Origin of the sequence: Vibrio superstes (assembly GCF_003569005.1) — a bacterium.
Classification (GTDB): Bacteria; Pseudomonadota; Gammaproteobacteria; order Enterobacterales; family Vibrionaceae; genus Vibrio; species Vibrio superstes.
In genome coordinates this window covers 98,153-119,769 of the sequence record NZ_BCUR01000004.1, presented here as the reverse complement: position 1 = coordinate 119,769, position 21,617 = coordinate 98,153, and the positions used below count along the sequence as shown (strand labels likewise).

22 protein-coding genes are annotated in these 21,617 nt (G+C 45.6%); 6 read left to right on the top strand and 16 right to left on the bottom strand.

Annotation, left to right across the window (positions count from 1 at the left end; genetic code table 11):
• Window positions 1-21: 21 nt before the first annotated feature.
• Both D5I41_RS08520 and D5I41_RS08515 read right to left on the bottom strand, forming a co-directional pair.
• Window positions 22-564: a hypothetical protein gene (locus D5I41_RS08520; protein ID WP_119009443.1), complete on the bottom strand. Its 543-nt coding sequence runs from the start codon at window positions 562-564 to the stop codon at window positions 22-24.
• A gap of 106 nt (window positions 565-670) precedes the next feature.
• Window positions 671-1,453 (bottom strand): class I SAM-dependent methyltransferase, encoded by a 783-nt coding sequence (locus D5I41_RS08515; protein ID WP_371860123.1) that lies wholly within the window; start codon window positions 1,451-1,453, stop codon window positions 671-673.
• A gap of 88 nt (window positions 1,454-1,541) precedes the next feature.
• Here D5I41_RS08515 and asnC point away from each other — a divergent pair, with 88 nt between their 5' ends.
• The gene (asnC, locus tag D5I41_RS08510; protein WP_119009442.1) at window positions 1,542-2,003 is read left to right on the top strand and encodes a transcriptional regulator AsnC; all 462 of its coding nucleotides are present in this window, start codon (window positions 1,542-1,544) and stop codon (window positions 2,001-2,003) included.
• Between the two features lie 45 nt (window positions 2,004-2,048).
• On the opposite strand, the gene prlC is transcribed toward asnC, so the two are convergent.
• A complete protein-coding gene (gene prlC / locus D5I41_RS08505) occupies window positions 2,049-4,091 on the bottom strand; it encodes an oligopeptidase A (RefSeq protein ID WP_119009441.1) in 2,043 nt (680 codons plus the stop codon).
• A gap of 116 nt (window positions 4,092-4,207) precedes the next feature.
• On the opposite strand from prlC, the gene D5I41_RS08500 reads away from it, so the two are divergent.
• Together D5I41_RS08500 and gorA are read left to right on the top strand one after the other, a co-directional pair.
• Window positions 4,208-5,047 carry a 23S rRNA (adenine(2030)-N(6))-methyltransferase RlmJ gene (locus D5I41_RS08500; protein ID WP_119009440.1) on the top strand — a complete coding sequence of 280 codons (840 nt, stop codon included), beginning with the start codon at window positions 4,208-4,210 and terminating at the stop codon, window positions 5,045-5,047.
• Between the two features lie 47 nt (window positions 5,048-5,094).
• The gene (gene gorA, locus D5I41_RS08495) at window positions 5,095-6,450 is read left to right on the top strand and encodes a glutathione-disulfide reductase (protein WP_119009439.1); all 1,356 of its coding nucleotides are present in this window, start codon (window positions 5,095-5,097) and stop codon (window positions 6,448-6,450) included.
• A gap of 48 nt (window positions 6,451-6,498) precedes the next feature.
• On the opposite strand, the gene D5I41_RS08490 is transcribed toward gorA, so the two are convergent.
• The 7 genes from D5I41_RS08490 to D5I41_RS08460 all read right to left on the bottom strand — a co-directional run bounded on the left by D5I41_RS08490 (window position 6,499) and on the right by D5I41_RS08460 (window position 13,817).
• The gene (locus D5I41_RS08490) at window positions 6,499-6,912 is read right to left on the bottom strand and encodes a hypothetical protein (protein WP_119009438.1); all 414 of its coding nucleotides are present in this window, start codon (window positions 6,910-6,912) and stop codon (window positions 6,499-6,501) included.
• 172 nt (window positions 6,913-7,084) lie between these two features.
• Window positions 7,085-8,023, bottom strand: a complete 939-nt coding sequence (locus D5I41_RS08485) for an ABC transporter permease (protein ID WP_119009437.1) — start codon at window positions 8,021-8,023, stop codon at window positions 7,085-7,087.
• 2 nt (window positions 8,024-8,025) lie between these two features.
• A complete protein-coding gene (locus D5I41_RS08480) occupies window positions 8,026-9,003 on the bottom strand; it encodes an ABC transporter permease (RefSeq protein ID WP_102499022.1) in 978 nt (325 codons plus the stop codon).
• 177 nt (window positions 9,004-9,180) lie between these two features.
• Window positions 9,181-10,734: an ABC transporter substrate-binding protein gene (locus D5I41_RS08475; RefSeq protein ID WP_119009436.1), complete on the bottom strand. Its 1,554-nt coding sequence runs from the start codon at window positions 10,732-10,734 to the stop codon at window positions 9,181-9,183.
• A 79-nt stretch (window positions 10,735-10,813) separates the two neighbouring features.
• Window positions 10,814-12,541 carry a dipeptide ABC transporter ATP-binding protein gene (locus D5I41_RS08470; protein WP_119009435.1) on the bottom strand — a complete coding sequence of 576 codons (1,728 nt, stop codon included), beginning with the start codon at window positions 12,539-12,541 and terminating at the stop codon, window positions 10,814-10,816.
• A 594-nt stretch (window positions 12,542-13,135) separates the two neighbouring features.
• The gene (locus tag D5I41_RS08465) at window positions 13,136-13,369 is read right to left on the bottom strand and encodes a YecH family metal-binding protein (RefSeq protein WP_017029305.1); all 234 of its coding nucleotides are present in this window, start codon (window positions 13,367-13,369) and stop codon (window positions 13,136-13,138) included.
• Window positions 13,370-13,451: 82 nt separating this feature from the next.
• Window positions 13,452-13,817, bottom strand: a complete 366-nt coding sequence (locus D5I41_RS08460) for a DUF4145 domain-containing protein (protein WP_162892818.1) — start codon at window positions 13,815-13,817, stop codon at window positions 13,452-13,454.
• A gap of 318 nt (window positions 13,818-14,135) precedes the next feature.
• Here D5I41_RS08460 and D5I41_RS08455 point away from each other — a divergent pair, with 318 nt between their 5' ends.
• Window positions 14,136-14,465: a DUF2500 domain-containing protein gene (locus D5I41_RS08455; protein ID WP_119009433.1), complete on the top strand. Its 330-nt coding sequence runs from the start codon at window positions 14,136-14,138 to the stop codon at window positions 14,463-14,465.
• A gap of 50 nt (window positions 14,466-14,515) precedes the next feature.
• Here the strand turns inward: D5I41_RS08455 and D5I41_RS08450 are convergent, their stop codons facing one another.
• From D5I41_RS08450 to rhtB, 6 genes are all read right to left on the bottom strand, one after another.
• A complete protein-coding gene (locus tag D5I41_RS08450) occupies window positions 14,516-15,529 on the bottom strand; it encodes an acyltransferase (RefSeq protein ID WP_119009432.1) in 1,014 nt (337 codons plus the stop codon).
• 95 nt (window positions 15,530-15,624) lie between these two features.
• A complete protein-coding gene (arsJ, locus tag D5I41_RS08445) occupies window positions 15,625-16,830 on the bottom strand; it encodes an organoarsenical effux MFS transporter ArsJ (RefSeq protein ID WP_102380629.1) in 1,206 nt (401 codons plus the stop codon).
• Between the two features lie 74 nt (window positions 16,831-16,904).
• Complete coding sequence (locus D5I41_RS08440; protein WP_119009431.1) at window positions 16,905-17,402, bottom strand: phosphatase domain-containing putative toxin; 498 nt, start codon at window positions 17,400-17,402, stop codon at window positions 16,905-16,907.
• 53 nt (window positions 17,403-17,455) lie between these two features.
• Window positions 17,456-18,463, bottom strand: coding sequence for an ArsJ-associated glyceraldehyde-3-phosphate dehydrogenase (locus tag D5I41_RS08435; RefSeq protein WP_119009430.1), 1,008 nt, complete (start codon window positions 18,461-18,463; stop codon window positions 17,456-17,458).
• A 48-nt stretch (window positions 18,464-18,511) separates the two neighbouring features.
• Window positions 18,512-18,847 carry a metalloregulator ArsR/SmtB family transcription factor gene (locus D5I41_RS08430; protein WP_017029298.1) on the bottom strand — a complete coding sequence of 112 codons (336 nt, stop codon included), beginning with the start codon at window positions 18,845-18,847 and terminating at the stop codon, window positions 18,512-18,514.
• A 165-nt stretch (window positions 18,848-19,012) separates the two neighbouring features.
• A complete protein-coding gene (gene rhtB, locus D5I41_RS08425) occupies window positions 19,013-19,630 on the bottom strand; it encodes a homoserine/homoserine lactone efflux protein (protein ID WP_119009429.1) in 618 nt (205 codons plus the stop codon).
• Window positions 19,631-19,699: 69 nt separating this feature from the next.
• Here rhtB and D5I41_RS08420 point away from each other — a divergent pair, with 69 nt between their 5' ends.
• Together D5I41_RS08420 and D5I41_RS08415 are read left to right on the top strand one after the other, a co-directional pair.
• Complete coding sequence (locus D5I41_RS08420) at window positions 19,700-20,677, top strand: alpha/beta fold hydrolase (RefSeq protein ID WP_119009428.1); 978 nt, start codon at window positions 19,700-19,702, stop codon at window positions 20,675-20,677.
• Window positions 20,678-20,766: 89 nt separating this feature from the next.
• Window positions 20,767-21,594 (top strand): Cof-type HAD-IIB family hydrolase, encoded by an 828-nt coding sequence (locus D5I41_RS08415; protein ID WP_119009427.1) that lies wholly within the window; start codon window positions 20,767-20,769, stop codon window positions 21,592-21,594.
• Window positions 21,595-21,617: the final 23 nt, after the last annotated feature.

The window sequence follows — 21,617 nt, the reverse complement described above, 5'->3', positions numbered from 1 at the left end:
AGTTCTAGGATAGCTCTAGAATTAGTGGAGATGATTTGAGGCTACTCGAATAGAGGTAGCCTCAACAACCTCATTAAGGTGTGCATCTAGCTTACTTCTCTTTTTGGTGAGCTTTTTCTCTTTGCGTAAAATCTTGTTCAGCTTCTTGTGCATTTTCGCCTGCTTCTTCAGCATCTTGCGTTGCTTCTTAAGCTGTTTATTGCTCAACTGATACTGTACTACTTCATCATCCGCAATAGTGTCTTGCTCTGCGTTTTCAGCCACTTTGATCACTGGCTTAATCAGCTTTTTCTTTTCCGATTTGTTTTTAGCCGATGATATTTCAGTAATGGCGTTTGTCGCCTTAGCTTCAGCTAGCAATACACAGTCTTCTACGGCTGGCTCTAAAATAGGCCCTGCAATCTTGTTGCGGCATGCTTGAGGTGGGATCGGGCTAGGCTTACACAGGTTTTCACCACTCCCCGCTACGCGAGCGCAAGAGCGACACACAAATTTTGGCTCCGCCACAATAGAATAGATAGCCCCTAAGCTGCCCTCTATCGTTCGGCGATTAAATTTGCACATCTTCTTACTCATAAAGCCTCGTCACTCAAATGCAATTAATAATGATTATTACTTACATATAGCGATTTCACGGCAGTAATTCAACTATTTATTTTTGACCTTTGAGCTAAGTCATTGAAGACAAGACATAAACATCAAAACGATTTTTCTTAGTTTCAATGGCCATGCTCGGTTTCTTCTCATTCAGCCAGTTGGCGTAGTCAGGTCTTTTCACAATGACTCGTTTAGTGGCCAGCCCCAGCGCAGGCTCAAGAAGACCATCCGCATCTTGATCCGGCCCAACTAAAGTCTGAAACACTCGCATCTCTTTTTTGATTTGCGCGCTTTTCTTTTTGTTTTCTGGGTGAGGGTACATAGGGTCAAGATAGATAACATCAGGTCGTTGAAACTCGTTATCCTCGGCCAACTGCGACAGTGCATCTAGGCTCGAGGCGTGCAATAGCGACATGCGCTCGCTAACCCAGCCACCAATTTCAGGGTCCAGCTTTGCTCGAGAAAGGCCGTCATCAAGTAAAGCTGCAACCACAGGGTTGCGTTCAATCATTTGCACCCTGCAGCCTAGAGAGGCCAACACAAAGGCATCGCGGCCAAGGCCTGCTGTAGCGTCTAGCACACACGGTGTCGCGCCCTTATTGAGACCCGCAGCTTTTGCAATGGACTGCCCTTTGCCACCACCAAATTTACGGCGATGCGCCACTGCTCCACCAGCAAAGTCCACGAAGATTGACCCTAATTTTGGTTCATCCAGCTTTTTTAGTTCTAGACGCTCACCTAACTGCAAGGCAAACTGACTATCAGGATCATGTTGCAAGCCCCAGCGCTCTGCTAATGCTTGGATCTGTAATTGTTTATCTTCGGACTGCGCTAGAAGTTGAATCTGCAACGTCATCTCTCTAAAGTTTAGGGGTCTGTCGACCTGATTAGGATATCCGTTAGTTTACCGCATTCTTGTTATCTGTGTCTCTTAAGGAACCCCAATGAACCAAAGCCCTATGCTCGACCAACTCGATAAAGATATCCTAAAAACACTGATGGAGGACGCCCGTACTCCCTATGCAGAGATGGGCAAGCGATTTAAAGTTAGCCCTGCCACCATTCATGTTCGAATTGAAAAAATGAGAGCCGCGGAGGTCATTGAGGGTACAGAGGTTATCGTCAATACCAAGAAATTGGGCTATGACGTGTGCTGTTTTATCGGCATCAACTTGAATGCGGCCAAGGACTACCATTCAGCGCTAGAGAAGCTCAACGCCCTAGATGAAGTCGTCGAAGCGTATTACACCACTGGCGCCTACAGCATCTTCGTTAAGTTAATGTGCCGCTCTATTGAAGAGTTGCAGCATGTCCTAATCAATAAATTGCAAGCCATCGATGAGGTGCAATCTACCGAAACCCTTATCTCGCTGCAAAATCCAATCAACCGCAATGTGAACCCATAAAAAAGCCACCTCAATTAGAGATGGCTTATAGAGAGTTAACGAGGATTAAGCCCCGATACCAGCATGTCTTAACAAGGCATCAATTTGAGGCTCGCGACCACGGAAGCGCTTAAATAGCTCCATAGGTTCCTCACTGCCACCCATCTCTAGGATGTTATTTAGGAAACTTTGTCCTGTCTCTTTATTGAAGATACCCTCTTCTTCAAAACGTGAGTATGCATCCGCAGATAGCACTTCTGCCCACAGGTAGCTGTAATAGCCCGCACTGTATCCACCGGCAAAGATATGGCTAAATGCATGCGAGAAGCGGTTCCACTCTAGGCTTGGTAATACCGCGACCTTCTGCTTAACCTCTGCCAAGGTTTCAAGAACTCGCGCGCCAATATCAGGATCAAACTCTGTGTGCAGAGTAAAATCAAACAGTCCAAACTCTAGCTGGCGCAGAATAAACATCGCCGACTGGAAGTTTTTCGCCGCTAGCATTTTATCCAGCATTTCTTTTGGTAAAGGTTCACCCGTTTCATAGTGACCTGAGATGAACGACAACGCATCTTCTTCCCAGCACCAGTTCTCAAGGAACTGACTTGGCAATTCAACCGCATCCCATGGCACGCCATTGATACCAGACACAGACGAAACATCAATCTGAGTAAGCATGTGGTGAATACCGTGGCCAAATTCATGGAACAGCGTAGTTACTTCGTTATGAGTAAACAGCGCAGGTTTATCCCCTACCGGCTTGTTAAAGTTACAGGTTAGGTAAGCCACTGGGGTTTCCAGTTCACCCAATGACGTTATGCGGCGCACGCGACACTCGTCCATCCAAGCGCCACCACGCTTATGCTCTCGGGCATACAGGTCTAGGTAGAAACTGCCGCGCAACTCCCCCTCTTTGGTCAAGATATCAAAAAAGCGCACTGACTCGTGCCAAACATCCACATCTTGTCGCTCTTTCACTTGCATGCCAAACACACGATCCAGCACCTCAAATAGGCCAGAAACCACTTTGTTTTCTGGGAAATAAGGGCGCAGGTCTTCGTCTGAGATACTGAACAGATTTTGCTTTTGTTTTTCGCTGTAGTAAGCAATATCCCAAAGGTTAAGTTCGGTGACACCAAATTCTTTTTCTGCAAACTGGCGTAGCTCTTCTACTTCTCTTTCGCCCTGAGGCTTAGCCTTGCTAGCAAGGTCATTTAAGAAGCCAAGTACCTGATCGGTCGTCTCAGCCATTTTGGTTGCAAGTGAGCGTTCACTATAAGTAGAGAAACCTAGCATACGAGAGATCTCGTGGCGCAGTTTTAGTTGCTCAGCGATGATTTCAGTGTTGTCCCACTTACCCGCATTCGGTCCGCGATCTGACGCTCGAGTATTGTAAGACTCGTACATCTCTCTGCGCAGTTCTTGATTATCGCAGTAGGTTAAAACAGGCACGTAAGAAGGGATATCTAGCGTAAGTAGGTAACCCTCAAGCTCTTTGCCTTGTGCTGCCGCTTTCGCCGCTTCCAATGCCGACTCGGGCATACCCGCAAGCTCATTCACGTCTTCAATGTGCTTACTCCACCCCATAGTGGCATCCAGTACATTGTTGGAAAACTTCGACCCAAGCTCAGACAGACGCTTACTGATCTCGCCATAGCGATGTTGCTCATCGGCAGGAAGACCGATGCCCGACAATTCAAAATCGCGCAGAGCGTCTTTGATGGTTTTCTTCTTGGCTTGGCTTAGACCGTCAAAGCTTGAGTCTGCTTTGATCGCTTTGTAAGCCTCATAAAGCCCCTTGTGCTGACCTAGCCATGTGCCGTACTCAGATAGAAGTGGCAAGCAGCTCTCATAGGCCTCACGAAGCTCCTCGCTGTTGGCTACTGAGTTCAAATGACTCACTGGTGACCAAAGGCGTGAAAGAACTGAGTCCACCTCATCCAATGGCAAGCAGACGTTTTCCCAAGTTGGGTTGTCATTGTCTTTTAGAACATCGTCTACCTTGTGTCGGCAATCCGCAATTGCCTTTTCCACAGCAGGTTTAACATGCTCTGGCTTGATCTCGGAGAAATGCGGTAAATCCGTAATATTGAGAAGCGGGTTAGACATAGAGGGTCCCTTTTATTTTCGTCTTATAAGAGTTTACATAGTGACGACTTATGCAAAATTCAATAGTCGAGTATAATGTGGACTAGTCCCATCACATACTCACTTGGGGAGTCACCTTGCTCAGCTACCGTCACAGTTTTCATGCTGGAAATCATGCCGATGTGGTTAAACACATTGTACAAAGTCTTATACTTGACGCCTTAAAGCAGAAAGACAAGCCTTTTGTCTATCACGACACTCATTCAGGTGTAGGCCGCTACGATCTGACCCATGAATGGTCAGAAAAAACCGGCGAATACAAACAAGGCATCGCGAAGCTTTGGCAGCAAGCGGACTTGCCTGAAGAACTAGAGAGCTATCTTGACTCAATTCGCACCCTCAATGAAGGTGATGAGCTGAGATACTATCCAGGCTCTCCACGCGTTGCTCGAGCTCAACTTCGTCGTGGTGACCGCATGCTATTAACGGAGTTGCATCCTAGCGACTTTCCCCTGCTAGAGCAGGAATTTCACCGTGACCGCCAAGTTAAGATCTTTAAAGAAGATGGCTTCGCTCGCTTAAAGGGTAGCTTACCGCCAAAAGAGCGTCGTGGATTAGTGCTTATTGATCCTCCATACGAACTGGCTAAAGAATATCGCGATGTCGTACAAGCTATCGCACAAAGTTATAAGCGTTGGGCAACAGGTATTTACGCAATCTGGTACCCTGTAGTCAATCGCTATGATATCGACGATATGTTGAAGGGTTTACAAGGCCTTGGCATTCGCAAGATATTACAAATCGAAATGGGTGTATCGCCAGATACCAATGAAAGAGGCATGACGGCGTCAGGCATGATCATTGTCAATCCGCCTTGGAAGCTTGAAAGCCAGATGCAAGCCATCTTGCCTGTATTAAAACAAGCGATTGCACCCGCAACAGGACATTTTAAGGTTGAATGGGTTGTACCCGAATAAATTCACCCAATATAACTAAAAAGACTACAAGGATTTTGGAGAACTCAATGGCAACTCATTTTGACTACATCTGTATTGGTGGCGGTAGTGGCGGTATTGCATCAGCTAATCGCGCATCTATGTATGGCGCTAAGGTCGCTCTTATCGAAGCGAAAGACCTTGGTGGCACCTGTGTAAACGTTGGCTGTGTGCCAAAGAAAGTGATGTGGCATGGCGCGCAAGTTGCCGAAGCTATTAACCTTTACGCAGAGGACTACGGCTTTGATGTAGACCTGAAAGACTTTCACTGGTCAAAGCTTGTTGAAAACCGCCAAGCGTATATTGGCCGTATCCATCAGTCATATGACCGCGTTCTTGGTAACAACAAGGTTAATGTGATCAAGGGCTTTGCAAAGTTCGTTGATGAAAAAACGGTTGAGGTTGATGGTGAGCTATACACTGCTGATCACATCCTAATTGCAGTGGGCGGTCGCCCAACTATCCCTAACATCCCTGGCGCTGAACATGGCATCGACTCTAATGGTTTCTTCGACCTAGAAGCACAACCTAAGCGTGTTGCTGTAGTTGGCGCTGGCTACATTGCCGTTGAGATCGCAGGCGTGCTGAGCGCGCTTGGCACACAAACAGACCTGTTTGTGCGTAAAGAGTCTCCGCTACGTAGCTTCGATCCAATGATCATCGAGACACTGACCGAGGTAATGGCAGCAGAAGGCCCAACGCTACATACTCACTCTGTACCAAAAGAAGTGGTAAAAGAAGCGGACGGCAGCCTAACCCTGCACCTAGAGAACGGCAACACCCACAATGTGGATGAGCTAATCTGGGCTATCGGTCGCCACCCTGCTACTGATGCTATCAACCTTAGCAATACCGGCGTTGCAACCAACGACCGTGGCTACATCAAGGTTGATGAGTACCAAGAAACTAACGTTAAGGGTATCTACTGTGTTGGCGACATCATGGAAGGCGGTATTGAGCTAACTCCTGTTGCGGTTAAAGCGGGTCGCCAATTATCTGAGCGTCTGTTTAACAACAAGACTGACGCGAAAATGGACTACGACCTAGTTCCAACCGTCGTCTTCAGCCACCCACCAATTGGCACTATTGGGCTGACTGAGCAAGAAGCTATTGAGCAATACGGCGAAGATAACGTGAAGGTTTACACCTCTGGTTTCACTGCTATGTACACAGCAGTCACCAAGCATCGTCAACCATGTAAGATGAAGCTAGTCTGTGCCGGTGACAACGAAAAAGTGGTGGGTCTGCACGGTATCGGCTTTACTGTTGATGAGATGATTCAGGGCTTCGCTGTGGCGATGAAGATGGGCGCAACTAAGGCAGACTTCGATTCTGTAGTGGCTATCCACCCAACAGGCTCGGAAGAGTTCGTTACCATGAGATAATTGCCAACTGCGGCAATATTAAAAAGGATGGCTTGGGCCATCCTTTTTTTATTTTTCGACTTCACGGATAAAGGACTTTTCAAACCCTTCGATGGTTCTAAGTTGTGTGACTTCAAGATTCACTTGTTCGAAATCATCATAAGGCCCAATTAAGCAGCGTCGCCCCTTTGATTCAGCTTTATTCCAGATAGAGGCAGAAACGTTAGGGTAAATCTGATTCACCTGATCTAGGGTAAGCTCTTCAGGAAAAAAGCCACACTGTATCCAAAAGGTCGACTTGTTGTATTGTGGCTTGGTTTTTCCCCACAACGACACACCTATTGGGCACTCCTCTCCTAGCAATGCTGGCTTATCAAAAGACTCTTGAGTAGCGGAGCACAAATAATTGCCAGCCTGGACATTCGCAGACGCAACTAGCCAAATAAACACTGAACACACTAGGGGTAACTTTATTCGCGTCATTTTGCTTATAACCCTCTAATTAGTTTAAAAACAATCACTTCCGAAAGACTAGTTGAGAGTAGGGTTATTCGCCAATAATTAGCAAGCTGTTGCGTATTGCATTGTTCTACCGCAATAAAAAACGCCTGACGAATTCTCATCAGGCGTTTGGGTTTTTATCGAAAGGGGTTAATTAACCCTTATACAGTTTCGGGTTAAATACATCACGTAACCAGTCACCCAACAGGTTGATAACCAATACCAAGGTTACTAGAACGATACCTGGGAAGGCTGTAATCCACCATGCACCAGAGAAGATGTAGTTAAAGCCAGTACTGATCAATGCGCCCAGAGAGGGTTGGTCAACCGGAAGACCTAGGCCAAGGAACGACAGTGCCGCCTCCGACATGATTGCATTCGCAATCTGTACCGTTGAGATAACCAAGATTGGTGATAGACAGTTAGGAAGAATATGACGGAACATAATGCGTGGCGCTTTAAAGCCCATCACGCGCGCCGCTTCTACGTATTCTTTCTTCTTCTCTGCCAGTACCGAAGCACGAATGGTACGCGCATACTGTGGCCATTCAGCCACACCAATGATCACGACCAGCATCACTACTGCATATTCGCTGTAGAAGGCACTGCCAAAGCTCGCCTTAAAGATGGCAGAAACAATAATCGCGACCATCATGGTTGAGAACGAAAGCTGAATATCGGCAAAGCGCATCAGGAAGCTATCAATACGGCCGCCGAAGTAACCTGCTGATAGACCGATAACGATACCCAGAATCAGCTGTAGGCCTACTGCTAGGAAACCGATAGTCAGTGACAGCCTTGAGCCATACAAGATAGTTGAGAAAATATCACGACCTTGCTCATCAGTACCCAATACAAAGTTGGACTCACCGCCCTCCATCCATGAAGGAGGAAGTTCTGAATCCATGATATCGATAGACATCAAGTCATAAGGGTCTGACGGAGCAATAATCGGTGCTGCTAGTGCTGATACTAAGAAGCAAGCGAAGACGAAAGCACTGAACATAGCGACTTTGTCACGCAAGAAATAGTAAACGATATCCGAGTTTTTAAAACGCTCCCAGCGGCCTGGAGCTTGTGTTGTCTGTTCCATGATTATGCTCCTTTACCAGTAATGTTCACGGTTGGGTTGATTAGGCCGTATAGCAAGTCAACGATGGTGTTGGTTACCACGAAAATCAGACCTACGAAGATTACGTAAGCTGTGATTAACGGTGTATCTACACGGTTGATCGCCTCAAGGAACAAGAACCCTGTGCCTGGCCATTGGAATACAGTCTCGGTAAGAATGGTGTATGCCACCATAGTACCAATCTGTACGCCACCTACCGTTAATACCGGTAAAAGGGTATTTTTAAGCGCATGTTGATAATGAATTTTCTTCAATGGTAGGCCTTTTGCCTTACCAAATTTGATGTATTCCGAGCTAAGCACTTCAAGCATTTCAGAGCGCACTAGACGAATGAATAGTGGAAGCATAATAGAAGCCAGTGAAACACACGGCAATATTAAGTGTTTAATGCCATCTACAGTGAAGAAGCCAGACTGCCACCCAAGTACGTTCGCTGTTTCGCCTCGACCGTAGGAAGGCAACCACCCTAAGGTTATGGAGAAGATGTACATCAGCATGATTGCTGTTAGGAATACGGGTATAGAAATACCCACCGAGCTCATCGCCATGACGACCTTGGTAAAGAAACTTTTAGGATTTATAGCGGAATAAACGCCAAGCGGAATCGACAGCACAACAATAATGAGTGTGGCACCGAATACGAGCTCTAGAGTCGCAACCAGCTTGTCCAAGATAACGTCCACAGCTGGACGCTTAAAGAAATATGAAGTACCTAAATCACCCTGCACTGCTGCAGTGATAAAACGGGTATATTTAGTGACAAACGGGTCGTTCAGACCAAGGTCATCACGCAGTGCTTGACGCTCCGATTCAGATACCGACTGACCAACTAATTCACGTAAGGGATCACCAAGATTATCTTGGATAGCAAACGCCACCAAACTGATCACAAACATCACTACCAGTGCCTGATATAGGCGCTTGACTAGAAACGAAAACATTCCTTTGCCCCTTTTTTCCAATCTATCAATTTTTCAGCCTTAAAAATGGTACCTGACCCGACTGAAACAAGGCCAGGCACCGAAAACCGCATTACTGCGCTTTTAAAAGCGTTGCTCGTAGGCAACAGAGGCACACCGATTATTTCTAATGGGTGCCTTTATTCGTATTGCTACTTGTTACTTAACAACTAGATCGCCAAAGTAAGGGAAGTTCATTGCGTTTACGATTGGTTTAATCTCAACGTTAGACTTTGCGCCCCACGCTAGGTTCTGCCAGTGTAGAGGAACATATGCAGCGTCATCGTAAAGAGTCTTCTCTACTTGTTGTAGCATTTGTGCACGCTTCGCTGGGTCAGTTTCTACGTTAGCCGCTTCAACTAGCTTGTCCATTTCAGGGTTCGAGTAGTGACCGCAGTTGTACTGACCTTTACCTGTCTCTTCGTTACGAGTCATAGTTAGGAATTCAGAGAAGTTCGCTGAATCTTCAGTATCTGCGTGCCAGCCAATCATTAGCATATCTGCTGCACACTTATCAAACTCAGGCCAGTATTGCGCTTTAGGCATAGTCTTCAGATCAACACGAATGTCGATTTTAGCTAGCATTGCAGCTGCTGCTTGAGCGATTTTCGCATCGTTCACGTAACGGTTGTTTGGTGCGATCATAGTGAGAGAGAAGCCATCTTCGTAGCCCGCTTCTTTCATTAGCTCTTTCGCTTTCTTCAGATCGTAGCGAGGCTTAAGGTCTGCGTCATAACCCGCGTAACCTTCAGGACCTTGCTGGCCAGCTGTCGTTGCAAAGCCTTTCATGATCTTCTTCGCAATACCATCATTGTTGATTGCGTATACGATAGCTTGACGAACACGAACGTCTTTAAGCGCAGGGTTACTCTCTTGGTTCATTTGGAACGAAATTAGGCGTGTACCTGGTAGAGTCACTAGGTCAATATCTTTTGCTGATTCAACGCGCTGATGGTCGTTTGGAGAAACTGGAGCAATCATGTCTACGCCGCCAGAAAGCAGAGCAGCAACACGAGTTGCGTCTTCTTTGATTGGCACTAGCGTTAGATTTTCAACGTTACCTTTTGACTCTGTATCCCAGTAGCCGTCAAAGCGTTTGAAGTCTACCTTCACGCCTTGCTCACGAGCTGTAACGATGAATGGACCTGTACCTGAAACATTAGTAGAAGCAAAAGAGTTACCGTGCTTCACGATCTCAGACTTGTCTTTACCGTCTTCAGTTTTACCTGAGTAGAACTTGCTATCCATTGGGAAAATGTAGGTCGCTGTTTGTAGAACTAGCGGGAAAGCGCCTTTGGATACAAGGTCAAACGTGTTTTCATCAACTTTAACAACCTTCTCAAACGGTGCGAAGATTGCTTTAAAATCTGGAGAGTTTTTCAAGCGGTCGAAAGTCCACACTACATCATCAGCAGTCAGTGTGTTGCCTGAGTGGAATTTAACGCCTTCACGCAGAGTAAAACGCATTGTTGTATCATTTACGCGCTCCCACTTCGTTGCCAAGCGAGGTTCAAACGACAGATCCTGCTTATAACGTACCAATGGGTCAAATATCATGTGAGAAAGTTGAAGCGTACCACCAGATAGTTGCTCTTGTGGATCTAGAGATACTGGGTCAGCATCGTAAGCAACTTTGATGTCGGCAGCGGCAGCGCCAAAAGCAAGGCCAGCGGCTGCAAGTGCTACAGCCAATTTGGTCTTAATGGTTTTCATTGCATATCTCCTTCATGCGGGATGGAATCCCTATTGTGTTTGCAGTGTATTTTGCTCAGTGAGCTTATTGCTTAGTTTCCTAAGCTAATTCTTTCTCTTCAGCAATGCCTTCGCGCAAGCCCTTGAACTCTGGCATCAATGAAATTAAATGTTGGCTGTACTCGTGTTGAGGAGACTTGAACAGCTGTTCAGTCGGTGCAACCTCTAACAGAGTACCTTTTTGCATCACGCCAATACGGTCACACATCTGACGAATAACCGGCAAATCGTGACTGATAAATAGCATGGTGAGATTCAACTCATCCTGAAGGTCTTTCAGAAGGTTCAGAATCTGAGCCTGCACTGAAACGTCCAGTGCTGATGTTGGCTCATCACAAATTAATAAACGAGGGCGTGTCGCCAAAGCGCGCGCAATTGAAATACGCTGACGCTGACCACCTGAGAATTCGTGTGGGTATTTCACTGCCGCCATGCGACCTAGACCTACATGGTCCAGCAGATCGTGAACGATCTGACGAGTTTCATTCTCGTTTGCTGTCAGTTTATGGAAGCGAATAGGCTCTGCGATGATGTCAAAGATCTTCATACGCGGATTCATTGATGTATAAGGGTTTTGGAACACCATCTGCATCTGACGACGCATTGGGCGGCGCTCTTTTTCGCTCTTCAGGCCAGTAAGGTCGATACCTTCAAAGGTAACCTTACCTGCATCTGGTGCATATAGACCGGCAATAACACGCGCTATGGTGGATTTACCTGAACCAGACTCACCGACCAAACCAAAGGTTTCCCCTTCAAATACTTCAAAGCTGACATTATTTGATGCCTGCACGTATTCTCTGCGGCTTTCAAATAAAGAGTCTTTGGTAATGAAGCGTAGGTCTACGTTCTCGACATTCAGCAATGGACCTGTGTATTCACGCTCGTCTTGACTTTGGCCCAACCAGTGATTCTTCACATCCAAAGGCTGATGCTCTGCAGCTTCTTCGATGTAACTAACCAATGGGAATCGATCTAGCTTCACATCAGAACGAGGTACAGCAGAGATTAGACTGCGCGTATATGGATGGTCAGGCGCGCCCAATACTTTGCTTGTTGGTCCGAATTCAACCAGGTCACCGCGATACATTACTGCTACGCGATCAGTGACGTTTGATACAACCCCCATATCGTGAGTTACTAGCATACAGCCCACATTTTGCTGAATACATAGGTCACGAATCAGGGTTAGGATTTGGTCTTGAATTGATACGTCCAACGCCGTGGTTGGCTCATCCGCAATGATAAGATCCGGCTCACCCGCAAGCGCTATTGCAATAACAACACGCTGGCGCATACCACCAGAGAACTGATGCGGATACTGTTTCAAACGGTTTTCAGGCTGTGGAATACCCACTTTGTTCATCAGGTCCAAAGAGCGTTTATATGCCTCTTCATCAGAAACCTTCATATTGGCATGAATGGTTTCTTTAAGCTGCTGCTCAACGGTAAACAAGGGGTTCAATGACGTCATTGGGTCCTGAAAGATAAACCCAATCTTTGAACCGCGCACCTGACGCATTTGCTCTGGAGATAAACCAGAGACTTTTTCTCCATCAAGGAAAACTTCGCCACCAGCAATCACACCTGGAGGGCTTAAAAGATCAATAACGGCATTACCGACTGTGGATTTACCCGCGCCAGACTCACCAACAACGCCGACGATTTCGCCACGCTCAATATTGAAAGAAAGAGATTTTACTGCTGCGTGAACACCGTGTCTTGACGGGTACTCAATGCGAAGATTTTTTACTTCTAATAACGACATTACCAGACCTCTACTGCTGGACAGTTTTCTGCCTTGTCTGCAAATTGAATCCATTCGAAATGAACGTGACTGATTTGATATCCAGTCTGCGCCTTTTATCGGCGTCTTCGTCCAAAACACAACGATAAATATTGTGTTCGATGCACAATTTGGCAAAAAAGACACACAAAAGCAACATTTAAAGGATAAAAGTTGGCTTTATAGCTGAATAAAAGATGAACCGATGCATGAGCAACCGATCTTAGTGAATAAAAAGTCACGCAGAGACAGGGGGGATTGATAAAAGCAACGCTTACACCTTATCAGCAAAGGGATTGTAAATATAAGGCCATACAAAAGAGGGGTTTAACAATGAAATGCACGCATTTTTATGCTTAGATAAGTCAAAAAACGATTAAGCATAAAAGCGCAACAAAGCACCGTCACACAACCATAAACACCACTAAAATCACACAAAAAGCACATTAAACACCAATTGAGCGCACATAAGCAGCACGATAGTAAAGTTGACGCCACTTTAGATGTTACAGAATTATGAACAAAAAAGGCTCCGTCACAGGAGCCTTAAAAAAGTCGTAAAATACTTCACTTAAATCAGTTATGAGAGCAGATATTCGGCTCGTTCACTCTGAATTTATCGTTATCTAGAAGAATTTTCTCTCTAGATACAAAAAAATCTAAAATAGAATCAAAATCGAAGCCTTCTTTGCTGCAAGTACGAAATTGAGTCTGCTCACCAAATTCAGATGCAACCCACTGGCGCAATTCTGCTTTCGACATTGGTTGTTCTCGAAGCTGATTTAATATTTTATGTGCATGTACGGACATACTGAACTCCTAAATTTTAAAATCAGACTTTACCGAGTGAGAAAAGAAAGACATTGTTACAAGTCAAAGTACATCCTGTCATTTATAGATGTACGCTAAATTCCGCCCAGTTCGCGTAATAGAATAAAGCAGCTGCTAATGTAATAAGGGTCATCAATGCAATAGCAACGCCCCAAATAAAGCGCCCACTACGTGGAGTCAGCTCTTTCTCACATTCATTACATGCCTGAAGAAATTGTTTACGATCTTCTAATTTAAAGCCGTCTTCATGAAGCATCTTATTGCGGATAGTGGCGACATAGCGCAGTTTCGCAATAACATCATGAGGCAAGCGCTCTTCACTGTCTGTGATGAGTTGATGTAGGCCTCGGCCGCTCGCGTGAAAGCGCGTCCGTAAAAGCCCTTCTATACGCCTTGTGCGTGTTACCACTTGATCAATATCGGACATATCCATACTCCCGTCCAAACGTCTGCTTATGTAGAAGACTCCGTCCATGAATCTTCTCTTAGCCATTTTTTACTATTTTGTCATTAAAATCGAGCAAGTCGGTTAATTATTGAACCTAAATCAAGTTTAGCAGGATTAAACCACTCGTCTCCCTATAAATCAGACCTTTATGGCCCATTCCGGTTCAGCAATGTTATGTGATCCAAGCGCCATTTTTGCGACATCTCTTGCATCTAGATCACGCAATATCATTAATTGTGCATGTATAAAGTCACTGAAGGCTACACTTTTCCACCAATAGATCTCAAGGATGACCCTATGCCAACATCTCTGCTCTTTCTGGTTGCAATTCTTGTTGCCACTGCCGCTGTCGCATTCAAATATGTGTTCAGTAAACATGTGCAAGGGATTGGTGCTATCGAACAAAAAGCCAAGGTCACCATCATTGATAAGCAAGCTGTAGATTTACCAGATGCGCAGCCTGGTGAAGAAGATAAGGAATATTGGATCTACGTTCAAAAAGGACGCTTTGGTCCAAAGCGTGAGTTTCAAGTTGGCATCCACTATTACCACGCACTACTGCCTGGTCACCAAGGCGAATTAACCTACCAGGGTGATAAGTTCATGCATTTTTCGATCAAGAGATAACATCAATTCGAGCTCAACACAGTAAACATCGAGTTAAGCTCATCTTTATCTTAAGGCAATAACCAAGCTGTTTTGCTTGAACGAGAGACCAACCAACTCGCAAATAGCGACGCCCCGCCACTTATCACAATCCAAAGCGGTATTACCCATCCTGGATGCCCTTGGTACCAGCCAAACTCTTTCATTGGCCAAAGGAAGATAGGGTGCAAAATGTAGATGCCCAGACTGTGCGTACTGATAAAGCCGACGACTTTGTTTGCTCCTGCTGAAAGCCCCTCGCCAAAATAACGACATACCATAAACACCATGCTGGCAGCTAACACGGTATTCAGTGTTTTATAAGATAACCAGCGACCAAAGGCATACTTATCTGCCTCCATACTTAGGTGCACCACCTGATAGATAGTTGCAGCAAATGCCGCCACACCAAGCAGTACAAAGAGACTCACATTGGTCTTGGTCAATGGGATTTTTTGGTACAGGATATAGCCTAATGGCAACAAACCAGAATAGAGCCACATTTGGCTACTCCATACTCCATCGATACGGAATAGGAATAGCGCCGTGGTAAATAACCACAGTCCCGTCAGAGCATACAAAGCCTTGTCATCGTAGCGACGAACAAATATCTGTAAGAAAGGAATCACAAAATAAAGAGGGATGAAGTAGTAAAAGAAGCCTAAATGGTAATAAGTCGCATGGTCTAATCCCTCAAGCAATACCTTCTGCGCGTTATTGGCATCAAAACCACTGGCGCTCCACCCAGAAAGATAGGCGTAGAAAATAGACCAAATAATGAAGGGAACCAGTACCTTACCGAGGCGCCGCTTCACATAATACTGGAAATCAAAAGGCCTACGATCGCTCAACATCAAAGCGCCAGAGATGAGAATAAAGACGGGAACGGCCCAACGACTGATACTGTTTATGCTGATTGCAGTAAACCACTCATCAAATGAAATCACGCCGTACTGATGTCGATATGGAGCCAACACGTGTATCGCGATCACGGCAATAGCCGCCACGCATCGAGCGAGATCGAAAAACAGTACCCTTTGTCTCATTAGAACCTATTCCTTTATTTATGCTACTGCCATCATAGCAATAAAAAAGCTGGCCAAGGAAACCCTGCCAGCTTTTTTGTTGTTTTTTAAAGCAATTATGCGTGTCGAGGTAGCTTAATCGAGATAATGCTCGCCAGTAACAAGAAGGCAAATGAGACCCAGAGACAGGCAGCTAAGCCAGCCATTTGGAAGACCCATCCAGATAGAACTGTACCTATCAGACGCCCCATAGCATTGGCCATATAATAAAAGCCTACATCCATCGACACCCCATCACCCTTGGCATAGCTGACGATAAGATAAGAGTGAAGAGAAGAGTTAACCGCAAAGATAGCACCGAAGATAAGAAGGCCAACCACGATAACCAACTCTGGCTGCCAACCTATCTGTACCCCATAAGCGATTGCACCTGTCACTACGGTTAACAATATCGCCCATAGAAGCGCCGCCTTTCCGTCTGGCACTTTTCCTTGCGCCTTACCGGTAATACGAGGAGCAAACCCCTGCACAAAGCCATAAGCTATAACCCAAAGTGCAAGGAATCCACCAACCATAGAGTGATTCCAGCCAAAGACACTGCCAAGATAGATAGGTAGTGCGACCACAAACCATACATCTCTAGCGCCAAACAAGAACATACGCGCAGCTGAAAGCACATTGATGCTTTCAGATTTTGAGAACAAGTGCTTGAATTTAGGCTTGCTTTTGGCTTTGCCCATATCGCTTTCTAGCCAAACAAGACTGCCCACCAAAACAAAGAATAGAACCGCAGCCATAGCCAGCACAGAGCCTTGGAAGCCCAGTGTTGATAGCAACACACCACCCAAGAAGAAGCCGGCACCCTTGAGGGCATTCTTTGATCCCGTCAGAATCGCGACCCACTTGTATAGCGCGCCTTGTCTTTCATCGGGAACAAGGGTCTTGATTGCGCTCTTAGCACTCATCTTATTGAGATCTTTGGCGATACCAGAGAGAGCCTGAGCGGCCATCACCCACGGAATGGTCAGCCATACTTGAGGCACCGCTAGCATAGCCAAGGCAAAAATCTGCATCGCCAATCCCACATTCATGGTGCGATTCAGGCCAAGCCTTGCCCCTAACCAACCACCAACAAGGTTGGTCACCACTCCAAAGAACTCATAGAACAAAAAGAGAGACGCAATAGCTAAACTGCTGTATCCAAGGTCATAGAAATACAACACCACCAACATACGCAGGGCGCCATCTGTCAGGGTAAAGTTCCAGTAGTTAAATGTCACCAGCATGTACTGGCGAACGCTTTTATCTAGAGTCGATAACATAGGAGTGGTCCGAGAGAATCTCATTGGGTATCAGCGTGCCTCTAGCAAAGACACGCTAGTATCTGTCTTGTTAATTAGCGATTTTGTGCAAGTGCTTCAACATAGTTGATTTGCACAGGCTTGCTGAATGCACCAGGGCGAAGAGCCTTAACCTCAGTCACAATCTTCGGCAACGGCCAATCCAATTCAAGTAGAAGGTTCGCAGCCAATAAACCGGTGCGACCTGAGCCACCCATGCAATGCATTGCGATTTTTCCGCCTTGCTTAACAATCTCGTGAAGCTCTGGGCTTACCGCTTTCCACTGCTGTGCAAAATCAGCTTCTGGAGCGCAGTCATCTTCAATAGGAAGGTGGAACCACTTTAGACCTAAAGCTTTTGCTTTTTCGCCTAGCTCACCGACGTTTTTGCCCGCCATCTCTTCACTGTTGATTGCAGTAACAATTGCCACAACACCTTGCTCTTTGAGTTGAGCTAGAGATTCATCAAGACCTAGCTCTTTGGTGCCTGGACAAGGCGTTAGTACTAAAGCTGCGCCGTGATCAATAGAAAGTTCCCAAGTAGGATGCGTCATTAATTTTTCCTCAAAACGAAGGCATGCTGATGCATGCCCTTTAAACGAATAATTTATTTGTCTGCTAGACCAACAGTGCGTACAAGCTCAGCGGTACGTGTTGCGTAGCCCATTTCATTGTCGTACCAAGCATAGATCTTCAGCATACGAGAGCCGACGAGCATAGTAGACAGACCATCAACGATAGTAGAGCGTTGGTCACCCTTGTAATCGATAGAAACCAGTGGGCGATCTTCAAAACCAAGAATGCCTTTGAGTTCATTCTCTGATGCTTCTTTCAGTAGAGCGTTAACTTCTTCTACTGTGGTATCGCGCTTAACGTCAAAAATGATGTCCGTTAGCGAAGCGTTCGCTAGTGGAACACGCACTGCGTGGCCATTGATCTTGTCTTTCAACTCAGGGAAGATTTCAACGATTGCCGTTGCTGAACCCGTGGTTGTTGGAATAAGGCTCATACCACATGCACGAGCACGACGTAGGTCTTTGTGCGGAGCATCAAGGATGGTTTGAGTATTTGTTAGATCGTGAATAGTGGTAAATGCCGCCTGCTCAATGCCCAACTTCTCATGAATTACCTTAACGACAGGAGCAATACAGTTAGTAGTACATGATGCTGCAGTCACGATCTTGTGGATAGCTGGGTCAAAGATTTCATCGTTCACGCCGACAACGATGTTAGCAATGCCTTCTTCTTTAACTGGTGCCGAAACGACGACTCGTTTAACACCTTGGTCTAGGTATTTATTTAGGAATGAAGTCTTGCGATGCACACCCGTCGCTTCAATCACAACATCACAGCCAGACCAGTCAATTGCGTCTATATCGCGCTCTTGTGTCGTCTTCACCGATTGACCATCGATAATCATATTGCTGCCATCTACAGACACTTCGTGGTGCCAGCGACCTTGCACTGAATCAAACTCCAGTAGATGAGCAAGTGTCTTTGTATCACCCGCTACATCATTGATCTGAACAAACTCAACCTCAGGCCAGTCGAATGAAGCTCTTAAAGCCAAACGGCCAATACGACCAAAACCATTGATACCGATCTTAATAGTCATCTTTTTTTCCTTTCTTCTCATGCAGAGTGAGGTTATTGAAATTTACGCTTACGCACAGGACATATCGCCTATGTGTACTAATCTTTGTATGTCTTGCTGGTATTGCTCTTTCAAACAGTTGGAGTCTCTTAAGCCATCCACTATTTTTTGAGCCCATCCGGGAAGTTCTGTTGATACATGGTAGTAAACCCACTGACCGCGTCGTTCATCAACCAAAATGCCAGACTGGCGCATCTGAGCTAAGTGACGAGAGATCTTAGGTTGGCTTTCTTGTAACGCCTGCGTTAGTTCACAGACACATAGCGCCCCTTCGCGCGCAATCAGCAGCAGGCTTCGCAATCGTGTTTCGTCTGAGAGCAGTTTAAAGAATTGATGAGGCAACATAAGCACAACCAAATAACCATATATGAATATCCGTATATGTTAGTCAAAAAAAAGACACCTGCAAGTAAAACTTACCGATGTCATCAAATCTTCACAATTAAATACCGCTTCTCTTAGCGATACCAATCCACTCAGTCAGTGTTTAAAAATAGCGCAGCTATTGAGTTAGCTTTTCGCTGCCGCAAGTAGCATCCCACAGCCGACAAACATAGAACCAAACACCTTATTCAACTTACCAATGATTTTATCAGAGCGAATAAAGCGCCCCATCTGTGCCGCCAATCCGGTATAACCAAGCATGACCACACCATCAATCACAATCGTAGTCGCGCCTAGAATCAACAACTGTGGCATCTGAGGCATGCTAGGGTTGATGAACTGAGGAAACAGCGCCACCAAGAACACTATCGATTTTGGGTTAGTGAGATTGATAAAGATCGCCTGCTTCAGCAAGGTCGTACTTGAGACCTGCTCGTGACTTTCTACGACCTTAAAGCCCTTACTATCACGCCACTTCTGAATACCAAGCCAGATAAGATAGGCAACCCCAACCCACTTAATCACGCTGAACGCAACCGCCGACTTAGCCACCAGCGCACCAATACCTGCACCGACCAAGATAATATGAAACGCCAACCCTAATTGAAGGCCAATAATCGCTGACAACGACTTTCGCATACCAAAGTTAATACCATTGGCGATAGAGTTTACCGTGCCTGAGCCTGGCGCTAGGCTGAAAATGATGGCGGTGGCAACGTATGCCAACCAAATTTTTAACTCCATATTGGTACCTATATTCACTGTCATTCTAGGATGTTATGCTGTTTGTAACGTGAACAGGGAACAAATGCAATGTCAAATAACGCGATTGATATCTGTACTCAAGAACACGACTATGAGTATCAGATGAAATATCCGATAAGCAGCTTTTGGAACAACCGGCAGCAGGGATACGTCGAGGGTAAAGATAATAAAAAACTGTATTGGATAAGCCTTACCTCTCCTGCTCATAGCAAGGCAATATTGATGGTAAACGGTCGCACAGAAAGCGCTTATCGTTATCAAGAACTGTTTTACGATTTATTCAAGCAAGGCTTTGATATCTATTCCTTTGATCACCGAGGTCAAGGTATGTCTGAGCGACTGCTAGATGATCATGATATGGGTCATGTGGAAGACTTCCAAGACTACATTGATGACCTAGATGTTGTCGTTAAGCAGTTTGATTTTAATCGCTATAGTCGCCGTTTTATTCTGGCCCATTCGATGGGTGGCGCCGTCTCAACGCGCTATATTCAAACTCATCATTCTCAGCCTTTTCATGCTATTGCCCTTTGCGCCCCAATGTTTGGCATCAATATGCCTTCTCCTTTGCGAGCTATTGCTAAGCCTCTTTGCAAAACCTTAATCCGCTGGAAGAAACATCCCCATTATGCTCCGGGGCAAACCAGCTACCAAAGAACACCCTTTGAGGGTAACACCCTGAGTCACTGCAAAATTAGGTTTGAATGGTCAGCCGATCTGTTCGATTCAGTAAAAGAGATCCAAATGGGAGGGCCAACATCACAATGGGTATGGCAGGCTATTCTTGGAGCCGAGCAATGCGTTAAGCATGCACAAGAGGTCAATATCCCATTGCTGTTAGTTCAGCCAGCGTTAGATACCGTTGTCGACAATAAAGCACAAAACCAGTTTATTGCTCAGCTTAGCCGAGCACGTCAAGATGCTATTTTGGTGCCTGTTGCTGACGCAAAGCACGAGATTCTAGTAGAAAAAGATTCGCCAAGAAACCAAGCTCTCGACGCCATATTGGGCTTCTTTGAGCAGTAAAAAAGGAAAAGAGGAAACACAGGTTTACCCTCTTTCTTCCTCTATTATTATCGTAATATGAACCTGCTTCTGAAAATAAGAGAAAGGGTATGACCTTGAACAACACTGCTTTTAAACACATTTCCATTGTCGCTTCCGATTTGGATGGCACACTTTTGGCCCCCGACCACCAGCTATCTGAATTTACTAAGCAGACGCTAAAGCAATTACACGAGCAAGGTTATACCTTTATTTTCGCGACCGGTCGCCATCATGTTGATGTGGCTTACATTCGTGAAACCGCAGGAATTCCGGCGTACATGATCACCTCCAACGGTGCTCGCGTTCATGACATCGACGACAACCTAATGTACAGCCAAGATGTTAATCCTGAACTCGTACAGGACATTGTCAATATCATTCGCCAAGACCCTGACATCATCGTGCACATTTACCAAGATGAGAAGTGGTGGGTCAATCAAACCGATGAGCAGCTGCTCTCTTTCAGCAAGCTATCTGGATTCTCTTTTGACGTCTTTGATGACAGCAACGCACCACAAGACGGCATCGCTAAGATCTTCTTTACACACAAGAGTCACGATCACCTTGCATCATTTGAAGATAAGCTGAACCAAAAGTTTGGCGATGAGTTGAACATAGCTTTCTCTACGCCTTGGTGTTTAGAGGTAATGCAAGGCAACGTATCGAAAGGACATGCATTGCAAGCCGTGGCAAAGACTCTCGGCAAGGAGCTCTCACACTGTATCGCTTTTGGTGACGGTATGAATGACGCAGAAATGCTGTCTATGGCCGGCATGGGCAAAGTAATGCAAACTTCTCACCCTAAGGTGAAAGCTGCACTACCGGATAATGAAGTTATTGGTAGCCATGAAGATGACGCTGTGGCTCACTATCTGGTTGAACACCTGCTAAGATAGGCATTAAATTCATCGCCTTACAG

Excerpts from the sequence above, each read along its gene's own strand:
- arsJ (WP_102380629.1), bottom strand. The coding sequence starts at position 16,830 with ATGTTATCGACTCTAGATAAAAGCGTTCGCCAGTACATGCTGGTGACA.
- D5I41_RS08415 (WP_119009427.1), top strand. The coding sequence starts at position 20,767 with ATGACCTTGAACAACACTGCTTTTAAACACATTTCCATTGTCGCTTCC.
- D5I41_RS08455 (WP_119009433.1), top strand. The coding sequence starts at position 14,136 with ATGCCAACATCTCTGCTCTTTCTGGTTGCAATTCTTGTTGCCACTGCC.
- D5I41_RS08465 (WP_017029305.1), bottom strand. The coding sequence starts at position 13,369 with ATGTCCGTACATGCACATAAAATATTAAATCAGCTTCGAGAACAACCA.
- rhtB (WP_119009429.1), bottom strand. The coding sequence starts at position 19,630 with ATGGAGTTAAAAATTTGGTTGGCATACGTTGCCACCGCCATCATTTTC.
- D5I41_RS08520 (WP_119009443.1), bottom strand. The coding sequence starts at position 564 with ATGTGCAAATTTAATCGCCGAACGATAGAGGGCAGCTTAGGGGCTATC.
- D5I41_RS08450 (WP_119009432.1), bottom strand. The coding sequence starts at position 15,529 with ATGAGACAAAGGGTACTGTTTTTCGATCTCGCTCGATGCGTGGCGGCT.
- gorA (WP_119009439.1), top strand. The coding sequence starts at position 5,095 with ATGGCAACTCATTTTGACTACATCTGTATTGGTGGCGGTAGTGGCGGT.
- D5I41_RS08480 (WP_102499022.1), bottom strand. The coding sequence starts at position 9,003 with ATGTTTTCGTTTCTAGTCAAGCGCCTATATCAGGCACTGGTAGTGATG.
- prlC (WP_119009441.1), bottom strand. The coding sequence starts at position 4,091 with ATGTCTAACCCGCTTCTCAATATTACGGATTTACCGCATTTCTCCGAG.
- D5I41_RS08490 (WP_119009438.1), bottom strand. The coding sequence starts at position 6,912 with ATGACGCGAATAAAGTTACCCCTAGTGTGTTCAGTGTTTATTTGGCTA.
- D5I41_RS08420 (WP_119009428.1), top strand. The coding sequence starts at position 19,700 with ATGTCAAATAACGCGATTGATATCTGTACTCAAGAACACGACTATGAG.
- D5I41_RS08440 (WP_119009431.1), bottom strand. The coding sequence starts at position 17,402 with ATGACGCATCCTACTTGGGAACTTTCTATTGATCACGGCGCAGCTTTA.
- D5I41_RS08475 (WP_119009436.1), bottom strand. The coding sequence starts at position 10,734 with ATGAAAACCATTAAGACCAAATTGGCTGTAGCACTTGCAGCCGCTGGC.
- asnC (WP_119009442.1), top strand. The coding sequence starts at position 1,542 with ATGAACCAAAGCCCTATGCTCGACCAACTCGATAAAGATATCCTAAAA.
- D5I41_RS08460 (WP_162892818.1), bottom strand. The coding sequence starts at position 13,817 with ATGTCCGATATTGATCAAGTGGTAACACGCACAAGGCGTATAGAAGGG.
- D5I41_RS08435 (WP_119009430.1), bottom strand. The coding sequence starts at position 18,463 with ATGACTATTAAGATCGGTATCAATGGTTTTGGTCGTATTGGCCGTTTG.
- D5I41_RS08470 (WP_119009435.1), bottom strand. The coding sequence starts at position 12,541 with ATGTCGTTATTAGAAGTAAAAAATCTTCGCATTGAGTACCCGTCAAGA.
- D5I41_RS08515 (WP_371860123.1), bottom strand. The coding sequence starts at position 1,453 with ATGACGTTGCAGATTCAACTTCTAGCGCAGTCCGAAGATAAACAATTA.
- D5I41_RS08485 (WP_119009437.1), bottom strand. The coding sequence starts at position 8,023 with ATGGAACAGACAACACAAGCTCCAGGCCGCTGGGAGCGTTTTAAAAAC.
- D5I41_RS08430 (WP_017029298.1), bottom strand. The coding sequence starts at position 18,847 with ATGTTGCCTCATCAATTCTTTAAACTGCTCTCAGACGAAACACGATTG.